General features: G+C 73.3%; 10 protein-coding genes. 2 read left to right on the top strand and 8 right to left on the bottom strand.

The features are described from left to right. Positions 1-196 precede the first annotated feature (196 nt). A complete protein-coding gene (locus O0S08_RS08625) occupies positions 197-532 on the bottom strand; it encodes a hypothetical protein (RefSeq protein ID WP_269038555.1) in 336 nt (111 codons plus the stop codon). After that, positions 529-2,913, bottom strand: a complete 2,385-nt coding sequence (locus O0S08_RS08620; protein ID WP_269038554.1) for a lipase maturation factor family protein — start codon at positions 2,911-2,913, stop codon at positions 529-531. The genes O0S08_RS08625 and O0S08_RS08620 overlap by 4 nt, the downstream gene beginning before the upstream one ends. 490 nt (positions 2,914-3,403) lie before the next feature. Between O0S08_RS08620 and O0S08_RS08615 the strand changes: the two genes are divergently transcribed. Further along, positions 3,404-5,098 (top strand): SagB/ThcOx family dehydrogenase, encoded by a 1,695-nt coding sequence (locus tag O0S08_RS08615; RefSeq protein WP_269038553.1) that lies wholly within the window; start codon positions 3,404-3,406, stop codon positions 5,096-5,098. Positions 5,099-5,326: 228 nt separating this feature from the next. Here the strand turns inward: O0S08_RS08615 and O0S08_RS08610 are convergent, their stop codons facing one another. From O0S08_RS08610 to O0S08_RS08585, 6 genes are all read right to left on the bottom strand, one after another. Further along, positions 5,327-7,489 (bottom strand): DNA methyltransferase, encoded by a 2,163-nt coding sequence (locus O0S08_RS08610; RefSeq protein WP_269038552.1) that lies wholly within the window; start codon positions 7,487-7,489, stop codon positions 5,327-5,329. Positions 7,490-7,492: 3 nt separating this feature from the next. Continuing rightward, entirely contained in the window at positions 7,493-7,921 is a 429-nt protein-coding gene (locus tag O0S08_RS08605) for a c-type cytochrome (protein WP_269038551.1), read from the bottom strand. Positions 7,922-8,443: 522 nt separating this feature from the next. Beyond that, complete coding sequence (locus tag O0S08_RS08600; protein WP_269038550.1) at positions 8,444-9,274, bottom strand: hypothetical protein; 831 nt, start codon at positions 9,272-9,274, stop codon at positions 8,444-8,446. A 199-nt stretch (positions 9,275-9,473) separates the two neighbouring features. Further along, a complete protein-coding gene (locus tag O0S08_RS08595) occupies positions 9,474-10,466 on the bottom strand; it encodes a ribonuclease H-like domain-containing protein (protein ID WP_269038549.1) in 993 nt (330 codons plus the stop codon). Positions 10,467-12,265: 1,799 nt separating this feature from the next. After that, positions 12,266-14,797 (bottom strand): DEAD/DEAH box helicase, encoded by a 2,532-nt coding sequence (locus tag O0S08_RS08590; RefSeq protein ID WP_269038548.1) that lies wholly within the window; start codon positions 14,795-14,797, stop codon positions 12,266-12,268. Positions 14,798-15,624: 827 nt separating this feature from the next. Further along, on the bottom strand, positions 15,625-17,190 hold the full coding sequence (locus O0S08_RS08585) for an IgGFc-binding protein (RefSeq protein WP_269038547.1): 1,566 nt from the start codon (positions 17,188-17,190) through the stop codon (positions 15,625-15,627). On the opposite strand from O0S08_RS08585, the gene O0S08_RS08580 reads away from it, so the two are divergent. Then, on the top strand, positions 17,189-18,271 hold the full coding sequence (locus tag O0S08_RS08580; protein WP_269038546.1) for a TetR/AcrR family transcriptional regulator: 1,083 nt from the start codon (positions 17,189-17,191) through the stop codon (positions 18,269-18,271). The genes O0S08_RS08585 and O0S08_RS08580 overlap by 2 nt on opposite strands.

Raw genomic sequence — 18,271 nt, 5'->3', positions numbered from 1 at the left:
GGGACGGCCTGCCCGGGCCCGAATCTGGGCCTGAGCCTGTGCGCGGCCGCTTCAGTCGAGCCCTATGGACCGCGTCGCGGCGGGCGGATCCACTCACCGTCTACGAGGAATCACTCGTCGCCACGCTGGCCGTCATGCTCCGCCTGTCCTTCGCGCCAGACTCCGAGTCCGCGCGCCACCGGGGCCCCGCGCGTCGTCACGCCCCATCAGCACCGCTGGGTACGCCCGTATCGCCTCCTCGACCGTCGCCGCGCTGGCCGTCATGCTCCGCCTGGCCCTTCGCGTCGCGCAGCCGCAGCGCCACGAGATCCACCAGCTTCCGGCGCCGATCCTCGACGTACAGAACGGCATGCTGGCGGTGCCGATCGTCGGCACCCTCGAGCACGCGCGCCTTCACGGTTACCGACGCGCTGCTGCAGTGCGTCGTGGCCTCGCAAGCGCGCGCCGCCTTCCGCGACTTGACCAGCGTCGAGAGCGTCGACCCTCGCGTCGCGGGACCGTCCTCTTCCGCTTCGCCTGCCGGCGCGCTCACGCCTCCCGCGGCTCGTCGAGCACCCGCAGCGACAGGTCGGCGCACAGCTCGAAGCGCGGCCATCGCTCCGGCGTCTCGGCCCACACTTCACCCAAAAACTCGCCGCGCAGGAACTCGATCATCGCGAACGCCCCCCACAATCGCCGCACTCGCCCCGCCCCCCACGCAGCCAACCGCTCTGCCCGCGGGCTCGGGCGCGGCCAGCCGCGCACGTCGACCTGGCTCGCCAGCATCCGGAACTTCTGCGCCTGATGGGCCAGCCGCTCCGGTCGCAGCACCGCCTCGAAGAACCAGCCCGAGCGCAGGTTCATCCGCGACAGCCACTCCGCCGCCGCCTCGGGCCGCCGCATCATCGCCTCGTACGCCGCCCGCCCCTCGCCGATCACGTGCCGCACCAGCAGGTTCAGGTGCAGGTGCGTCTCGACGTCGAGCGGCGCCGGTCGCAGGCCGAGGATCGCCCGCAGACCGCCGGCCACGAACAGCCGCTCGCAACGCGCCATCCCCATCAGCGCGTAGCGCCCGAGCAGCCGCTCGAAGCGATCGATCTGCGCCCCGCTCCAGCGCGCGCGCACCTGCGCCACCAGCTCGGGGAGGCGCGACCAGTCGCCGCGATCGCTCGCCGCGAACATCGGCACGAACTCGTCCCACAGCGCGCGCACGTCGGCCGCAGTCAGCTCCGGCGCCTGCGCGCACACGAGGGCGTGCGGGTCCTCGCCGGCCGCCGCGCGGCGCAGCAGCGGCCCCAGACGCGAGCGGCGGATCCACCACCAATCCTCCGGCGACCACAGCTCCGGCGGCGGCGGCCGACCGTCGAGCCAGTCGTCGCCTGCGCGCGCCCGCGGCAGGTGCGGCCCGACCAGCGCGCGCCGCCACCACGCCCCGGTCGCGCCCCGCTCGACCGGCGTCGTCGGCTCCAACATGTACATTCGGACACGTGCCGCTCGCGGGGCCTCGCGCGTCGCCGGCAGCGAGTCGCCGAAGAACAGCGGCGAGCGCAGCGTCCCCGTCAACACCCGCTGCATCAACCGCCCCGCCCCCGAGCAGCGCGCGTGGCCGTACGGATCCCAGCGACCCGTCAGGTTGCGCAGCACGCTCGCCTCGTGGAAGCCCGTCGCCTCGTACACGATCGCGTGGTCGAAGCGCGGGTGATGCGGCGCCACCCACCGCGGCGGCGAGCGCTCGAGCGTCGGCCACCACCGCGGCGTCAGCGTGTGCCACTCGACCTCGTCCCACGTCACCTCGAGGGCCGGGCTCATCTTGATCGCCGGCGCCGAGCGCGGCGGGAACACCCCGTACGCGTGCAACCACCGCAACGGCTGCAGCGCGCGGAACACCGCGATCGGCCAGCGCAAAGCTCCCGGCAGCGCGCGCTCCCACCACGGCCACAGCGTCCAGGTGAACGACGCCCAGGTGTTGAGCGGCAGGCACAGCACCGCCCCCACGGTGTGCAGCACGATCAGCCCCTGCAGCGCCAGAGTCGTCGCCGGCAGCGACGGCGCGAACAGCTCGAGCGGCGCCTGGGCGGTCGCGCTGTCGAAGCACACCCCGCACAGCGCGATCGTCAGCAGATTGAAGAACCCGTAGTTGCCGGTGGCCGCGATCGCCAGCATCAGCCCCGCGGTCGCCAGCGCGAACACCACGCTGGCCGGCCCGGGTACGAAGATCGCAAGCGGCAGCACCACCTCGATCACGAACATCGCCGCCAGCGCCGCCTTGTGGACCGCCATCGGCGCGCGGTGGGCCAGCCACCCGATCGGCGTCGGCAACGGCTGCCGGATCGTGAACCCCTTTAAAAAGCCAGCGTCGGCGCGCGTGGAGCCGGCGAACTTCTGCTTGCCGAAGCCGAACATCACCCGGAACAGCAGCAGCCGGAACACCCACGCCAGCGCCGGCGTCGGCGCCCCGACGGCCGCCGCTTCCGGCGCCCACGCCAGCGCCGGCAGAAACATGGCCCAAAAGCCAGCTTCGAGCAGCAGACTGTCCCACGGGTACACCAGCACCACCGCGCGATCGAGCGACAGGTACAGCGCCCAGCAGGCCAGAAGAGCCAGCGGCGTGTGCGGACCGCCGATCACGACCAGGAGCGCCGCCGCCAGCCCGAGCCAGGGGAGCGCTCGCAGCCAGCGATCGCCGGCGTGCAGCCACAAGAGCCCCGGGAAGTACAGCCAGCGGCGCGGGGCAGTGAAGTCGCGCCGGATCGCCGCCATCAGCTCCGCGACCGGCGCGACCCCCTCGCGGCCCGCGAGCGGCACGACCTGGAAGGTCAGCGACGCGAACGCGATCGCGTAGACCGCCCCGATCCCGCGCGCCACGAGCCCCCACACCAGCTCCGGCGGCGCGTGAGCGAGTTGGTCGAGGACGGCGATGCCGCAGGCTTGCACGGAACCCCGGAGACGAGCAAGTTGTCCCGCGTCGCGCTCTCCGTGCCGACCCAGACCTCCGCGCCGGCGTCACGGCGAACGTCCTTGCGACGAGCCACCGTGCGCATCACCAGCCCTCCAGCAGCGACAGGACGGCTCTCGGACCGGGACTGCCCATTCGTCACGATGTCCCGAGAAACATGCCCCTTGGGACATCAATTCCTCCACCGCGGAGACGCGGCGCCGCCCGCCATCAACCTGTCTCTTGGACCATGCCACCAAGCCCGGCCCGGATATCGAGAGCGGACCGCCAAGCGTCGAACTCCGCGGCGCTCCGCGTCGACTCGGCCTGCACGTCCGGCGAGGGCTCGCCGGCCGCGAACCACGCCCCAGTCCCGCGCGCCCGCTTGCAGACTGCCGCGCTCCGCATCGCATGTCCCATGGGACATCCCCGAACGAGCACCTCACCTCGCGCGAGCGCCGGCGTGCCGGCTCCACTATACTCTCGCCGATGCCGAGCGACCTCGAGCGCGTCCTCGACTACCACGAGCGCACCGCCCACCGGCCCGGTCGTTACGCCGCCTCGCTCGGCTACCTCGACTGGGACACCCAGCCCAACCCGTTCCGCCTCTACGACGGCGCCGAGCGCTTCGCCCTGCCGCGCGTCCACCCCCGTCTCGTCGACCACGGCCCGACCTGGGCCGACCTGTTCCGCGGCACCGGCCCCGTCCCTGCCGCGCTCGACACCGACCTGCTCGGCTCGCTGTGCTTCCACGCCTTCGCCCTGTCCGCGTGGAAGCAGGCCGGCGCCTCGCGCTGGTCGCTGCGCGTCAACCCCTCGAGCGGCAACCTCCACCCGACCGAGGTCTACCTGCTCGCCGGCCCGCAGGGCGGCCTGTCCGAAGAGCCAGGTCTCTACCACTACACCCCGCTGCTCCACGGCCTCGAGCGGCGCGCCGCCCTCGACCCCCGCGCCTGGCAGGCCCTCGGGTTCCCCGGCCTCCTCGTCGGCCTGTCGTCGATCGCCTGGCGCGAGGCGTGGAAGTACGGCGAGCGGGCCTTCCGCTACTGCAACCACGACGTCGGCCACGCCGTCGCCGCGCTCGCCTTCGCCGCCGCCCTCCACGGCTGGCGCGCCGTCCTCGTCGACCCGCTGCCCGACCGCGAGCTCGCCGCCCTGCTCGGCCTCGGCGACCTCGGCCGCGGCGTCGAGGCCGAGCACCCCGAGTGCCTCGTCGCCCTGCTCCCCGGCGACGCGCCCCCACGGCTCGACGCGCCCGCCGTCCTTCGCCTCGCCCCGACCGCCCTGGAGGGCCAGCCCAACCAGCTCAGCGAGGGCCACCACGAGTGGCCGATCTTGCCGGAGATCGCCGCGGCCACCGCGACCGCCGCCGCGACCACCGTGGGCGCCTCCGCGGCCACCGTGAGCGCCGCCGCGGCCACCGAGAGCGCCGTTGCGGCCACCGTGAGCGCCGCCGCGGCCCCGCGCCCGTGGCCGCCGCCCGCCGCACCGCGCGCGTGCGACCTCGACATCCCGGCCGCGCCGCTGCTCCGCCGCCGGCGCAGCGCCGTCGCCATGGACGGTCGCACCGGCATCACCGCGCCTGCCTTTTACGACATGCTCCTTCAGACATTGCCCGGGGGACTGCCGACCGCCGCCCTGCCGTGGCGGCCCGCAGTCGACCTCGCGCTGATGGTCCACCGCGTCCAGGGCGTCGACCCCGGCCTCTACCTGCTGGTCCGCGAGCCCGGCCGCGTCGCCCGCTGGCGCGCCGCCCTGCCCGAGGCCTCGTGGCAGGCGCCGCCCGAATGCCCCGCGGAGCTCCCGCTGGTGGCCCTCCGCGCCGGCGACGTCCGCCGCGAGGCCGCCCTCGTCAGCTGCGCCCAGGACATCGCCGCCGACGGCGCCTTCGCCGTCGCCATGTTCGTCGACCTCCGCGCCGAGCTCGAGCGCGAGGGCCCGGCCCACTACCGCCGCCTCTACTGGGAGACCGGCGCGATCGGCCAGCTGCTCTACCTCGCCGCCGAGGCCCTGGGCATCGCCGCCACCGGCATCGGCTGCTTCTTCGACCAGCCCACGCGCCACCTGCTCGGCCTGCCCGAACACGACGGCCTGCGCAGCCTCTACCACTTCACCGTCGGCGGCCGCGTCGACGACCCCCGCCTCCGCACCCTGGACGCCTACCACCACCTCGACCGCCCGTGAGACCCCACCGGCGTCACCCTGCCGGCACCACCAGGACATGCTCGATCGGACATGCCCTCCAGGACATGGCCTTGAGCCCATGGCCGACGGCCTGCGCAGCCCCTACCACTCCACCGTCGACGACCCCCGCCTCCGCCCCCTCGAGCCTCCAACCACCTCGACCGCTCGAGCGTCACCTGTGAGCGCTGCCAGGACATGCTCGATCGGACATGCCCTCATGACAAGGTCTCAACGGACATGCTCGATGCGCCAGGCGTGCCAGGTCTCGCCGCCGAGCACGTCCACCACGCGGATCCACGCTGTCCACGGCCCCGTCCCCGGGAGCTCGAGCCACCCGCTGTCGACGTCGAGCTCCCGCCGGTTCCGCGTCCGCGCGGCCGCAAAAACCGGGTGATGCGGAAACATCGAGTCCCCGCCGAAGGGCACGGACAGCATCTCGGTCGACTCCGGCGCCGCCCGCTCCGCCTCGCCCGCTTCCTGCGAGGTCTCCACCACCCGCGCCGCCTCGCTCGCTTCCCGCGAGGGGCTCATCACGCCCCGCGCCTCCGCCGCCCGCTCCGCCTGGCTCGCTCTCCGCGAAGCCTCCTCGTCCGTCCGCGACTCAACCACGGTCGGCGACTCGTGGACCCGCACCGTCGCACCGCTCGTCTCGAATACCGGCGACCTCGCCTCGACTCGCGAGTCTCGGTCCCTCGTCTTCGCCTCGCTCGCTCCCCGCGAAGCCTCCACACCGCGCGACTCCGCGGGCCACTCCGTCTCGCTCGCTCCCCGCGGGGCCTCCTCGCCGATCCGGGCTTCATTTTCACTGAAGGTCCGCGACCCGCCGGCCTGTCCCGCCTCGCGGCTCGGCGTGAACGCCAGCGACCACGCCTCGATCGCAGCGCGTCGATCGCCCGTCGTCTCCAGCGCCGCCGTCGCCCGCGTCGGCGCCGAGAACCGCGCTCCCATCAGCATCGCACGGGCGCGAAAGCCGGTCTCCGTCGCCTCGAGCGCGAACCTCACCTCCACCACCGGCCGCTCGCTCCACGGCGGATCGCCGGCGTGGCAGCGCGGGTCGAGCAGCGAGCGCCGCAGCTGCAGACAGACCACGCTCACACCTGTCCCGGGGGCCAGCTCGGCGCCGGCCGGGAACGCCCACGCCCACCCCAGCACCTCGAGCCGGCGCAGGCCGAGGCTCGCCGCCGCTGCCGCCGCTTCCGCCACCTCCGCCGCCGTCACCGCCGCCGCCAGCGGCCCGACCCATACTGCAGTCTCGCCGGCGACCCCCGCCAGCGGCCCCGCCACGGCCTCGGCCCCGCGCAGGCGCAGCGCTGCCGCCGGCCACGGCTCGACCTGACCCGAGAGCCAGATCTGGCGCTCCTCCGCGCCGAGCCCGGCGCGGACGAATTGCACACCTGGCTTTTCGGCCATCCGGGCGTGGGCCAGCTCGACCGCCGCCGCCGCGCTGTCACAGCCGATCCACCGCCGTCCCAGCGCGTGCGCGGCCGCCAAAGTGGTCCCGGCGCCGCAGAAGAAGTCGGCCACCAGCCCGCCCGGGTTCGAGCTGGCGGCGACGATCCGGCGCAGCAAGCTCTCGTTCTTCTGCGTCGCCCACCCGGTCTTCTCGCGCGAGAAGCTCTTGATCTGGATCGAGTCGAGCGAGTCCGGCCCGCGCAGCCGCCACTCGGCCGGGCTCGCGTTCCACACGTCCTCGACCGGCACCCCGCCCTGCTGGTCGGCCTCGCCCTTGCGCCGCCGGTACTCGGCCGGGTGCGGGTTGACCTGGCGGTGGAACACGAACCGCTGCGGGTCCTTGACGTAGAAGTAGATGAGGTCGTGGTTGCGGATCCAGTTGTTGGCGCGCGCCTTGAACCCGGACACCCAGCCGACGCGCCACACGATCTCGCGCTGAAAACAACCCGGCCCGAAGATCTCGTCGAGCAGCAGCTTCACCGCGTGGCCGACGATCGGGTCGACGTGCACGTACAGGCTGCCGTGCGGCGCCAGCAGGCGGTGGATCCGCCGCAGCCGCGGGTCCAGCATCTGCAGCAGCCCCGCGACCCCGCCCGGCCAGCGGTCGCTGTAGGCCCGCGAGCGCAGCTCCGGCCCCTCCGCGTCGGCCCCGACCCGCGTCGTCCGCTCGAACTCGTGGCCCGTGGCGAACGGCGGGTCGATGTACACCAGGTCGATCGCCCCGGCGTGCGTCGGCATCAGCGCGTCCATCACCAGCAGGTTGTCGCCGCCGAGCAAGAGCCCCGGCGCCCGCGTCGGCTCGGCCTCGGCCCCGCCGATCACCTGCTCGACCTGCAGCCCCAGCGCCCGCGCCGGCACCTCGACGCGCGCGCCGTCGGGCCCGTACTTGCCCGGCCACACCACCTCGACCGCGCCGCTCGCCGATCGTGGACGCGACATGTCTCAAGGACCAGGCGGTGGCGGCAGCTGCAGCTCCGGCTGCGACAGCGTCCGCACGTAGGCGACCAGCACCTTGAGCGTCGGCTCGCTGAAGTGCGGGAAGCTCGGCATGGTCGGCGGCCGCCCGCCGCGGATCGATCGCCGCATCCGCTCGTCGCTGATCGTGCTCATGAACCCGGGGTCGGTCAGGTCGCGCACCCCCGCGACCTCCGGCAGCCCCTTGCCGTCGAGCCCGTGGCAGCGCGCGCAGTTCTGGGCGAAGATCTTGGCCCCCGAGATCTCCCGCTCGGGCCCGGTCGGCTCCTTGCAGCCGCCCGCCAGCCCCATCAGGCCGGCGAACAACATGGCCTTTCGGACATGTCCGAAAAGACCGCCACGGGCCCCGGACGGCGAGGCGGGGTCGTGCGCGCGCGAGTCGGCGGTGGCGGACATGCGCCGCGACCTTAGCAGAGTCGCCGCCGCAGCGTCCCGCGTTCGACCTGCGACCGCGCGTCCCGGGGGACGCGGCCGGCAGCGCGGCAGCTGCGGCCGACCGCCGCCTCTGCCGTGTCCGCGCGGCCGGCAGCGCGGCAGCTGCGGCCGACCAGCGCCGCCTCTGCCGTGTCCGCGCGTCCCGTCGCGGGGCCTGCCGCGTCCTGGCCGCTTCCGGCCTCCGCGCATCATCAAGCGCGACCACCGAGACCTGCGCGGACGGTCGCGGAACCGGCCGGCGAAGTCTGGTCGCGCTGTGTCCCACCCGCCGCGGACGGTCGCGGCGCCAGCCGGCGAAGTCTGGTCGCGCTGTGTCCCGAGCGCCGCGGACGGTCGCGGCGCCAGCCGGCGAAGTCTGGTCGCGCTGTGTTCCGCCCGCCGCGGCAACGCCTCAGCGCCCAGGCTGCAGCACCTCACTGGCGCTTTGCGGTCCCGGCACCGGACAACCGGCCTGGTCGCGCTGTGTGTCCCGCCCGCCGCCGCTCAGCGCCGCGGCAGCAGCGTCAGCGCGCGCCCAGGCTGCAGCGCGTCCACCGGCGGTTGAGCGACCGGCCGCGGCACCAGCCGCGGGCGGAACCCGGCCTGCTGCGGCGAAGTCGCCGGCGGCAGCTGCGGGGGCGGCGCGGTGGTCGGAGGCGGCGCGCTCATCGGCGGCGCCGTCGTATCCGTCGTCGGGCCCGGCGCGGCCGGAGCCGGAGCCGGAGCTGGGCCGGGCGCCGGGTACTGCTGCGCCCCCTCGATGCGTGTGTTGGCGTCCTCGGTGAGGATGTAGCCCTCGGCGTCCACCGCGGCGTCGGCCGGCGGGATGTAATCGCCGTTCGGGGTCAGCAGCCCGAGGCGCATGCCGAGGCTGTCGTTGTAGATGTTGACCGCGCGGGCGTAGCCCTTCTCGGCCCGGCGGTAGTACACGCCGGCCGCGATCGCCAGGCCCACAGTCGCCAGGACGCTGCCCAGCATCACCGCGTTGGCGCCGTTCAACTTCTGGAAGTCGAAGCCTTCGCGCGCGGTCGCTGCACCGCTGGCGATGAACAGCAGCCCGGTGACCGCCCCCAGCGCCGCGAGGATCCGCGAGCGGCGCAGCTCCTTGTACGGCAGCGCTTCGGCGCTGTTCCTCTCGGAGCGGAGGATCGCGTCGAGCGACTGCCAGCTGCGCTTGGTCGACAGCGGGTGCAGACCCTTGGTGTAGCGGGTGCCCTGCGGCTCCTCGTGGCGGAAGACCCAGTTCTCCTTGAGCGCCTTCTCGCGCTCGGCCCGATCTTTGATCGTCTCGAGCTTGGCGAAGTCGGTCGGCTGGAGCTGCGGTGTCAGCGACATGCACCCGCTCACGCAGAGGCACAGCGCGAGGACCAGTGGCGAGGGTCTGCGGGCGCGATTCACGTCGGCTCTCACGCTAGCACGGACCGCCCGCGCTGCTAAGAGCCCGCGGGCCGCGCGGGCCTGCCCCACGGTCCGCTGGCTGCACCCCCGCACGCGGGTGCGACCCGAACTTCGGGTCACCGCGAGGCGTCGGGTGTCACGACCCCAGGTGCGCAACTCGCCGCGGAAGCGGGTCCTGGGCCGTCCTGGCGCCCGGGGGCGACTGGACGGCCGCGTCCCGACCGGCCGTCCCGGTGCGCCGGGCCCCATCCTGCGCCGCCGCTTGCCGGAGCCGACGTCCGATGGCGTTCCGGTGATCGGCCGCCCGCTCGACGAGTTCCGGGTCTCCGGGCGCCGCCAGCGTCCGCACCATCGCCCCGGCCAGCGCCGGCATCGTCAGCACGTCGACGAGGTTGTGCCCGACCACGCGGCGCACCGCCTCGCGCGCCCGGGCCTCGTGCGGCTGGCGGAGCGCCGTCCAGAACACCTCCGGGATCGCTCGCCCCGCGATGTCGCCGTCCCGCCGCACGCCGAGCTGCGTCCGCTCGAGCGTCGTCAGCCGGCAGTCGGGCCCGCGCCCGCGCCACAGCCGGCGCGCCACCGGCAGCAGGTCGAGGTGCGTCCCGGCGAACGCGTCGGTCGGCAGCCCGCACCGCCGCAGGCGCCCGCGCAGCAGCGGCAGGTCGAAGCTCGCGCCGTTGAACGTCACCAGCGGCCCGCCGAGCGCGCGCACCCGGGCCTCCAGATCGGCCAGCAGCGCCACCTCGCCCGACAGCTGCGTCAACAGCCACTGCTCGATCTGCCACCCGTCGCCGACGAGGGTCGCCAGCCCGACCACGAACGCCACCGTCCCCGCCCCGTGCCCGAGCCCGGTCGACTCGAGGTCGAGAAATACTGCCCGCTCGGACATGTCCGTATCGACATGTCCATACAAACATGGAAAGGCCGCCCGCCACTCGGCCGGGCCCGGCAGCTCGAGCCCGCGCCCGACGAGCAGCGGCGGCCGGGCCCCGCGACAGGGCCAGCGGGTGACCTCGCGGACGAACCCCGCCCCCGCCTCGGCCCGCGGCAACGCCGGCGCCGCGCCCTCGCCCTCGAACCGCACCATCCGCCGCCACAGCGCCGGCCGCTCGCTCACCGCGGAAGCCACGGGCTCGGCGCGAGCGCCATCCTGCGTCCGCGGCTCGTCACGAGGCTGCTCTCTCTGCGCGACCGCGGCCGTCCCTCGCCTGCCCTCCAGCGACGCCGCGATCGGCCCCCCGCGTCCCTGTCCCTCCCCGTCGCGTGCGCTCCCGGTCGCCCCTGCGAGCGAACCTCCCCGCGGCTCAGCGAGCGAGCGCCGCTCTCCCCCTGCGGCTTCGACACCGCTCTCCTCTTCGCGTGCGCTCCCGGTCGCCCCTGCGAGCGAACCTCCCCGCGGCCCTGCGAGCGAGCGCCACTCTCCCCCTGCGGCTTCGACACCGCCCTCGACTTCGCCTGCGCTCCCGGTCGCCCCTGCGAGCGAACCTCCCCGCGGCCCTGCGAGCGAGCGCCGCTCTCCCCCTGCGACTTCGACATCGCCCTCCTCTTCACGTGCGCTCCCGGTCGCCCCTGCGAGCGAACCTCCCCGCGGCTCAGCGAGCGAGCGCCGCTCTCCCCCTGCGACTTCGACATCGCCCTCCTCTTCGCGTGCGCTCCCGGTCGCCCCTGCGAGCGAACCTCCCCGCGACCGCGCCCGCCCTGCTACGCCGACATCGTCCTCGACTTCACGGGCGCTCCTGGTCGCCTCCGCCGGCTCATCGCCGAACCGCCCCCGTTCTCCCCTGCTCGCCCATCTCTCGCCGACGGGCCGCGAAGCCTCCCGCTCACGCAATTCGTCGCCGAACCGCCCCACATCCAGCCCGCTCGCCCGACTCTCGCCCACGCGCTGCCGCGCGCGCCAATCGTCGCCCGGCCCCCTCGCATCCGTCCCGCTCGCCCGGTCCTCACCGCGACGTTCGCTCGTCCCGCCGAGAACCTCCCTGCCGCCCGCCGCTGCAGGTTTCGGCCGGGTCGGCCGGGCCCGGTGCGACCACAACACGTACACCCCGGAGACCCACGGATCGATCCGCCGCACCTCCGAACCTGCCCTTTCGGACAGCACCTCTCCCCGCGCCGCCAACGCCGACCCGGCGACCGCGTTCGGCCCGTCCCCGCCCGCCTCGTCCCGTCGACCCCGCGCACCGGCTCCTTCGGACAGATTCTCTCTCGACGCCGCCGAAGCTCGCGCTGCGAACCCAGACTGCAGAGCCTCGCCGGTCCGCCCCTCCCCGCCCGCGTCGTCCCGTCGACCCCGCACACCTGCCCCTTCGGCCAGCTTCTCTCTCGACGCCGCCGAAGCTCGCGCTGCGAACCCAGACTGCAGAGCCTCGCCCTGGGCATGCCCCCGCGTCAGGCCGCTGTCCCGCGTTCCCGACGACCCGGCGACCGCCCTCTCTTGCTCCCTGCCCCGACCTGTCCCTTCAATCAGCCGCTCGCCTCGCGCCCCCGACGACCCGGCGACCGCCGCTCGATCCTCCCGGCCCGCCGCGAACCCCTGCGCGCCGCCCCGACCTGCCCCATCGCTCTGCCGCTCGCCTCGCCCCGCGAACGACCCCACGCCTGGACCTCGCAGCGCCCCGCCCGCCTCGGACCTGCGCCCCGAGCCCAGTCGCGCGCCATCATCTGTCCTTTCAGACAGCCCCTCACCACGACCTCCCGAAGCCCCGGCCGACGAGCCTCCCGGCTCCGTCGACCGCACCCCGAGCCCGGCCACCCGACCTGCCCCTTCGGACAGCCCATCCGCCGACCTCGGCAGCTCCGGTGGATCCGCAGCGCCGGTACGCACCTCGGATGCCCCGGCTGTCCCGCCCGCCGGCTCCGTGCCGGCGACGTCCCCCGCCTGCCCGCCGCGCCCGAGCGCCCGCTCGAACCGCCGGAGCAGCGCCGAGCTCACGCAGCGCCTCGCAGGCGGTCGCGCAGCGCCAGGAGCAGCGCCATCGCGTCGGCGCGGAGGCTCTCGCGCGGCTGCGGCGGCCGCGGCGTGTGATTCGCCCCCGGCAGCGACTGCATCGCCGCGATCCGGCTGGCGAGCCCCCTCAGCCCCGGCGACTCGGTCGGCGCCCCACGCACCACCTCCCCGCCGTGGTTCCCGAGCGGCTCGCCCGCGCCCTGGACCCCGAGGCAGGTCGGACAGCCCCGCGCGCAGCGGCAGTTCGACACCGCCGCGATCACCCGCTCGAACAGCTCGGCCCCCAGCGAATACGCCTGCGTCGCCAGCCCGGCCCCGCCCGGCAGGTTGTCGTAGAGCAGCAGGCACGGCGACGCCCCGGCCTGCATCACCGCGTCGCTCGACACCCGGCCGCCGCGTCCCGCGATCACCGGCGCCCAGGAACCGGCCTCGGCCGTCCCCGCGACCACCGCGTGACCGAGGTCGTGCACGTCGCACATCAGCAGCATCGCCGCGCAGTGGTGGACCGCGTGGCCGATCGCCAGCGCCGCGGCCGCGCGCCGGCCCGGGTCGGGCACCAGCGACAGCGCCCACTCGCCGAACGTGAAGTGGACCGCCAGAGTGTGCAGCTCGAGGTCGGGCAGGTGGACCGGGCCGGCGCCGACGTTCTCGTGGGTGCGGAAGCGCAGCTTCTTGAAGCCCGGCACGGTGCGGACCAGGTGGGCGTAGCCGAGCCCGCGGCCGCGCGGCGGATCCGACGCGATCGGTTCGACCACGCGGACCTTCACCTGCGAGATCGCCTCCGTGTAGTAGGTGGCCTTGACCTCGCGGACGTACGCCTTGCGCGGCTGCCAGTCGAGGCGCAGCACCTCGTAGGTCGTGCCCTCGATCGAGTAGATCGCGCCCGGGTGGAGGTAGAGCGGCCCGTCCTCGAAGTCGACCTCGGCGAGGAGCCGCCCGTCGCTCGCCAGCCCGGGGGCCACCTCGAGCACCGTGAAGTTCTCCTCGAGCCCGCCGCGGAGGTCGACCTTGTCGGCCGGGAACGCGTCGCCGATGGTGAAATAGCGCGCCGCCCCGTCGGCCGAGCGCTCGCCGTGCAGCGCCCCGCGCTCGGCCAGGTACGCCAGCGCCGGCCCGATCTCGCCCGCCGCGATCCCCGGGTACACCATCGTCTCCGACGCCTCGCCCGGCGGCAGCACGATCGGCAGCTCGTAGGCCGCGCAGCGCAGGTGCGGGATCAGGATCTCCGGGTTGTCGGGGTCGACCTGCGCCCGCTCGGGCGGCTCGTCGAACAGGAACTCCGGCGACGCCGCGATGAACTGGTCGAGCGGGTCGGACGACAGCACCAGCGCCGTCAGCGACGGCGACAGCCGCCGGCCCGCGCGACCCGAGCGCTGCAGCGTCGCCGCCCGGGTGCCGGGGTAACCGGCCAGGACCACCGCGTCGAGCCCGCCGATGTCCATCCCGAGCTCGAGCGCGTGGGTCGTCGCCACCACCTGCGCCTCGCCGTCCTGCAGCGCCTGTTCGACCTCGCGCCGGCGCTCCGGCAGGTAGCCGCCGCGGTAGCCGCGGATCTTCTTCTTCGCCAGCTCGGCGCGGGCCTGGGCCGCCGCGTCCATGCCGACCGCCTCGCCGGGCGCCACGCCGGCCTCGTCCTCGCGCAGGTAGCGGGTCAGCAGCTCGACCGCCTTGCGCGTGCGGCAGAACGCCAGCGTCGCCACGCCCGCGGCGCGGAACACCGACGTCACCGCGCGCGTGACCTTGAGGTAGTCGCGGCGCACGCCGGTCGCCGGGTCGACGACCTTCGGGTTCAGGACCACGAAGGTACGCGGCCCGGTCGGCGCCCCGTCGCGGTCGACCAGCACGAAGTCGGGCCGGCCGGTGACCGCGGCCGCCAGCTCGCGCGGGTTGTGGATCGTCGCCGAGCAGCAGATGACGGTCGGCCGCGCCCCGTGGTACGCGCACACGCGCCACAGCCGGCGCAGCACGTTGGCCACGTGGCTGCCGAACACCCCGCGGTACATGTGCAGCTCGTCGAGCACGACGTAGCGCAGCTCGGCCAAAAGCGGCGCCCAGCGGTCGTGGTGCGGCAAGACCCCGCGGTGCAGCATGTCCGGGTTGGTCGCCACCACGTGCGCCCGCGTGCGGGCCGCCTTGCGCTCCTCCGGCGGTGTGTCACCGTCATAAGCGCCGGCGCCGATGAGCCCCGGCCCCACCTCGGCCGCCAGCGCGCGCAGGCTCCGGACCTGGTCGCGTGCCAGTGCTTTGGTCGGGAACAGCAGCAGCGCTCGCGCCCGCGGGTCGTCGAGCGCCGCCTGGACGATCGGCGCGTGGAAACACAGCGACTTGCCCGACGCGGTCGAGGTCGCCAACACGACGTCCTGCCCGCCGCGGGCCGCCGCGATGGCCTCGGCCTGGTGCGTGTACGGCCGCGTCACGCCCCGCCTCGACAGCGCCGACAGCAGCCGCGCGTCGAGGCCCGCGGGCCAATCGGCGTAGCTGCCGGCGCGCGCGGCGACCTCGTGCTGGGCCACGACGTCGGCGTGGCGACCCTCGCAGAGCTGCTCGCGAATCGCGTTCAGCCGGGCGCCATCCAACCCATTCGGTAAAACATCAGGCTCCCCCGCGGCGGTTGAGGTACGTTCTAGACCGCTCGAACGTGCCTCTGTCTGAAGGAGGGAGCGCGCGCGGGGAAAGCCTGAAGAGTGCTCTAGCATCGTTGCCCAGGAAGCGTTGCACTGAACACTTGCTGGGTAGCTACATCCGTTCAGGGCCCGCGTCAAGGACTTTGCCGGCCCGCAGAGCGGCCGATATGCCGAGCAGAAACAGCTTTTGGGCGCGTGCGGCGCTCACGCAGGAGCACTCGGCCTGTCTGGCGCAGAGGACGCAGATCGCAACATGACGGCGAATCGAGCAGATCTCTCCCGCATCGGACACGGCGCCGCGAACGGCGCAGCAATTCTGGGCCGTGCCGATGGGCCCGCGATGGGGGGGCTCCCATTGGGGAGTCACTGGCTGATTCGCATCGTCTCCGTCCGCTGTCCGTAAAGCGATGGACCGGGGACCGTGACCGACGCTGCTTCCGACGTCTTGCGCGAGCTTCTGCCGTGCTGCTTCCGCGACTCCCTTCGAATCTCCTCCGAGCCTTGCGAGCTTCGAGTCCGTTCCGCCGGTCGTCGCTCGAGGTCCTCGAGGCGTCCGACGATCGGTGCGCGCGCCGAACGACGACCGCGCCTTCAGAGGATCGATCACCTCCAGCACTTCGTCAAGTCACGCGGAAAATTCCGTCGACGAATTTTTCGGCGACGCGGACGACCTCGGCTCGAGGTCGCGAGCGTCGCCCGGACTTTCTAAAAAGTTTCTACAGATGGTCGAGGTCGAGGCCGCCGACCACCCAGTAGCTACCGAAGTCCTGCAGGCCGTAGACGCCGATGCCGACGCGGTCGCTGCCGAGGATCGTGTGGTTGCCGTCGCCGAGCGGGCCGGCGTCCAGCTTCACGCGGGCCAGCGAGTAGCCGGTCATCCCGATCTGCACCGGCGCGACCACCGGCTGGCCGTCGACCGCCACCGTCGTCCCGTTCTTGAGGATGATGTCGACGAAGTTGCTCTCCCAGGTCGGCGGGGCGTGGAACAGGTAGTCCTTGCGGTACTGCTCGGTGGCGGTGGCCAGCAGCATCGACGGGTCGGCCTCGCCGAAGCCGCCGCCCTGGCCGACCATGTACTGCGCGACCATGAACCGCTTGTCGGCCGAGACCTTGAAGCGAGCGGTCGTCGACACCAGCTCGACGAAGTCGCCGGCCTTGGCGAGGACCTTGGGCACCCCCTGGTCGGGCACGAAGGTCAGGGTCGTGTTCGGCTCGGCCGCGATAAACCGCACGACCTGACCGTGGTCGGGCGTCCCGTTGGGCGACTGCCCGGGCGGCACGACGATGTACTCCTTCGCCAGCGCCTCGTACGGGAACATCGCCTCCTCGAGGTGATCGCAGGCGTCGACGTTGGTGGGAACGTTGGTGCACTTGTGCCCGGCGATGACCTGGACCGGCTTGTCGGCGCTGATGCCGGTGCCGGTGAGGTCGCCGCCCGGGGCGCTGGCGACCTGCAGCACGTCGCCGGCGTTCAGCACCACCACGCCGGTCCCGTCGGCCGCGACCCCGCCGCCCGCCTGCACCTTGTTGCCCGTCGTCGACGGCGCCAAAGTCACCGAGGTCCCGTCCTCGCGCGCGGTCACGGCGTAGAAGCCGGGGTAGTCGAGCTGGGGGAAGTGCGGGTACGAGGCGACCACGTAGTCGCCGGTCCACGCGTTGACCGGCAGCAGCAGCGACGCGTCGTTGGTCGCCGACGCATAAAGAAGATTGTACTGGTAGACGGTGACGGGGCGGTCGCTGCGCAGGCGGTAGGCCCCCTCGGCGACCACGGCCGAGGGCCCGAGCCCCTTCGTGAGCGCGGGGATCCACGGCAGCGTGATCGCCTTGACGCTCTTGGCCGCGACCATCTCCTCCTTGATCAGCATCGCCCCGCGGGTGACCGTGATCGCCGCGGGCACGTCGGCGGTGTTGGCGACCACCGCCGCGAACACCTTCGTACCGCTGTTGTAGCTGTCGTGCTGTAGCGTGACGGTCGGGTAGTAGTCACAACCGATGTAGTTGAGCTGCAGGTTCTCGATCACGCACGCGCCGTCGCACAGGCCGATGTCCGGGTTGCAGGAGATCCCCTGCAGCTCGTCGCAGTCCTCGACCACCTCGCCCGCGAGGCCGTCCGGCGCGCACTTCATGGCCACGTCGCCCTCGCAGTACGGGGCGTCGGGCACGCACGCCAGACAGCCGACCCCGGGTTCGCAGGTGGCATCGCACGGCTCGCTGCTCTCGAACCCGCCCATCCCGTCGCACACCTTCGCCTCGCCGTCCTCGCACACGATCTCGCCCTGCATGCACGGCCCCGGCGGCTCGGTTCCGCTCTCGCTGTCGGTCGCCGTCTCGCTCGCCGACATCGTCTCGACGCCCATCGTCGTCGTGCTCTCGGTCGAGCCCTCGGTCGTCGTCGACGTCGGCGCGCTCGTCCCGGTCATCCCCATCGTCGTGATCGTCTCGGACCCGGTCTCGGACGTCGTCGGCGGCCCCTCGCTCGTGCCCGTGCCCGTGTCCGTCGTCGTCGTCAGGTTGACCGTCGTCACGCCCGTCGTGGTCGCCGAGGCCATCCCCTCCGACGAGCCACACCCCGACACCACCGCACCCACGCCCACGATAATCAGTCCAGACCGCAGCATACGGCCACTGTATCACGCCGTTTGCATTTGTACGCGCGTACAAATTCCGCTGGACCTGCTTACACATCTGTGCAAATTAACTGGAGTGCGCGTGTCGAGCTCGGGCGAGGCAAAAACCACTCCTGACGGTCGCGAGGAGCGAGGCGACCGAACCGCGCAGGCGCTGCTCGTGGCGGCGCGCTCGGCGTTCTCGCGCGGCGGCTACGCGGCCGCCTCGGTGCGGGACATCGCGCGCGCGGCTGGCGTCAACCCGGCGCTCGTCCGCTATCACTTCGGCAGCAAAGAGGGCCTCTATCGCAAGGTCATCGACGAGGCGATGAGCGGCCTGCGGACGCGGCTGCTCGCCGCGTTTCACCAGGCCGGGGCGCCGCGCGAGCGGATTCATCGGGTCATCGGCGCCTACCTCGACCACCTCGCGCAGGAGCGCGACTTCCCGCGGCTGATCCAGCGCGCGCTCCTCAACAACGACCCGCACCTGCGCCGCGTCGCCCACGAATATCTGCACCCGCTGGTCGACACGCTGAAGCCGTTCGTCGGCCGGCGGGTCGCTGGCACACTCGGCAGCCTCGAAGAGGTCATCGTCTCGGTGTTCGGGGCCATCATCGCGCCCTTCCTCTACGAGCCGCTGCTCAACGACCTGTTCCGCCGCGACGTGCTGTCGCCGGCCGCGCTCAAGCGGCGGCGCCGGCACATCGAGGCCCTCGTGGAAATCACTCTGGCCCAGCTGCTCCCGGAAACGGTTTAA

Origin of the sequence: Nannocystis punicea, from assembly GCF_026965555.1 — a bacterium.
In the GTDB taxonomy this organism is placed as follows: domain Bacteria; phylum Myxococcota_A; class Polyangia; order Nannocystales; family Nannocystaceae; genus Nannocystis; species Nannocystis punicea.
Note: the sequence above shows the minus strand (reverse complement) of the source record. Positions and strands in the feature narration are given on the sequence as shown.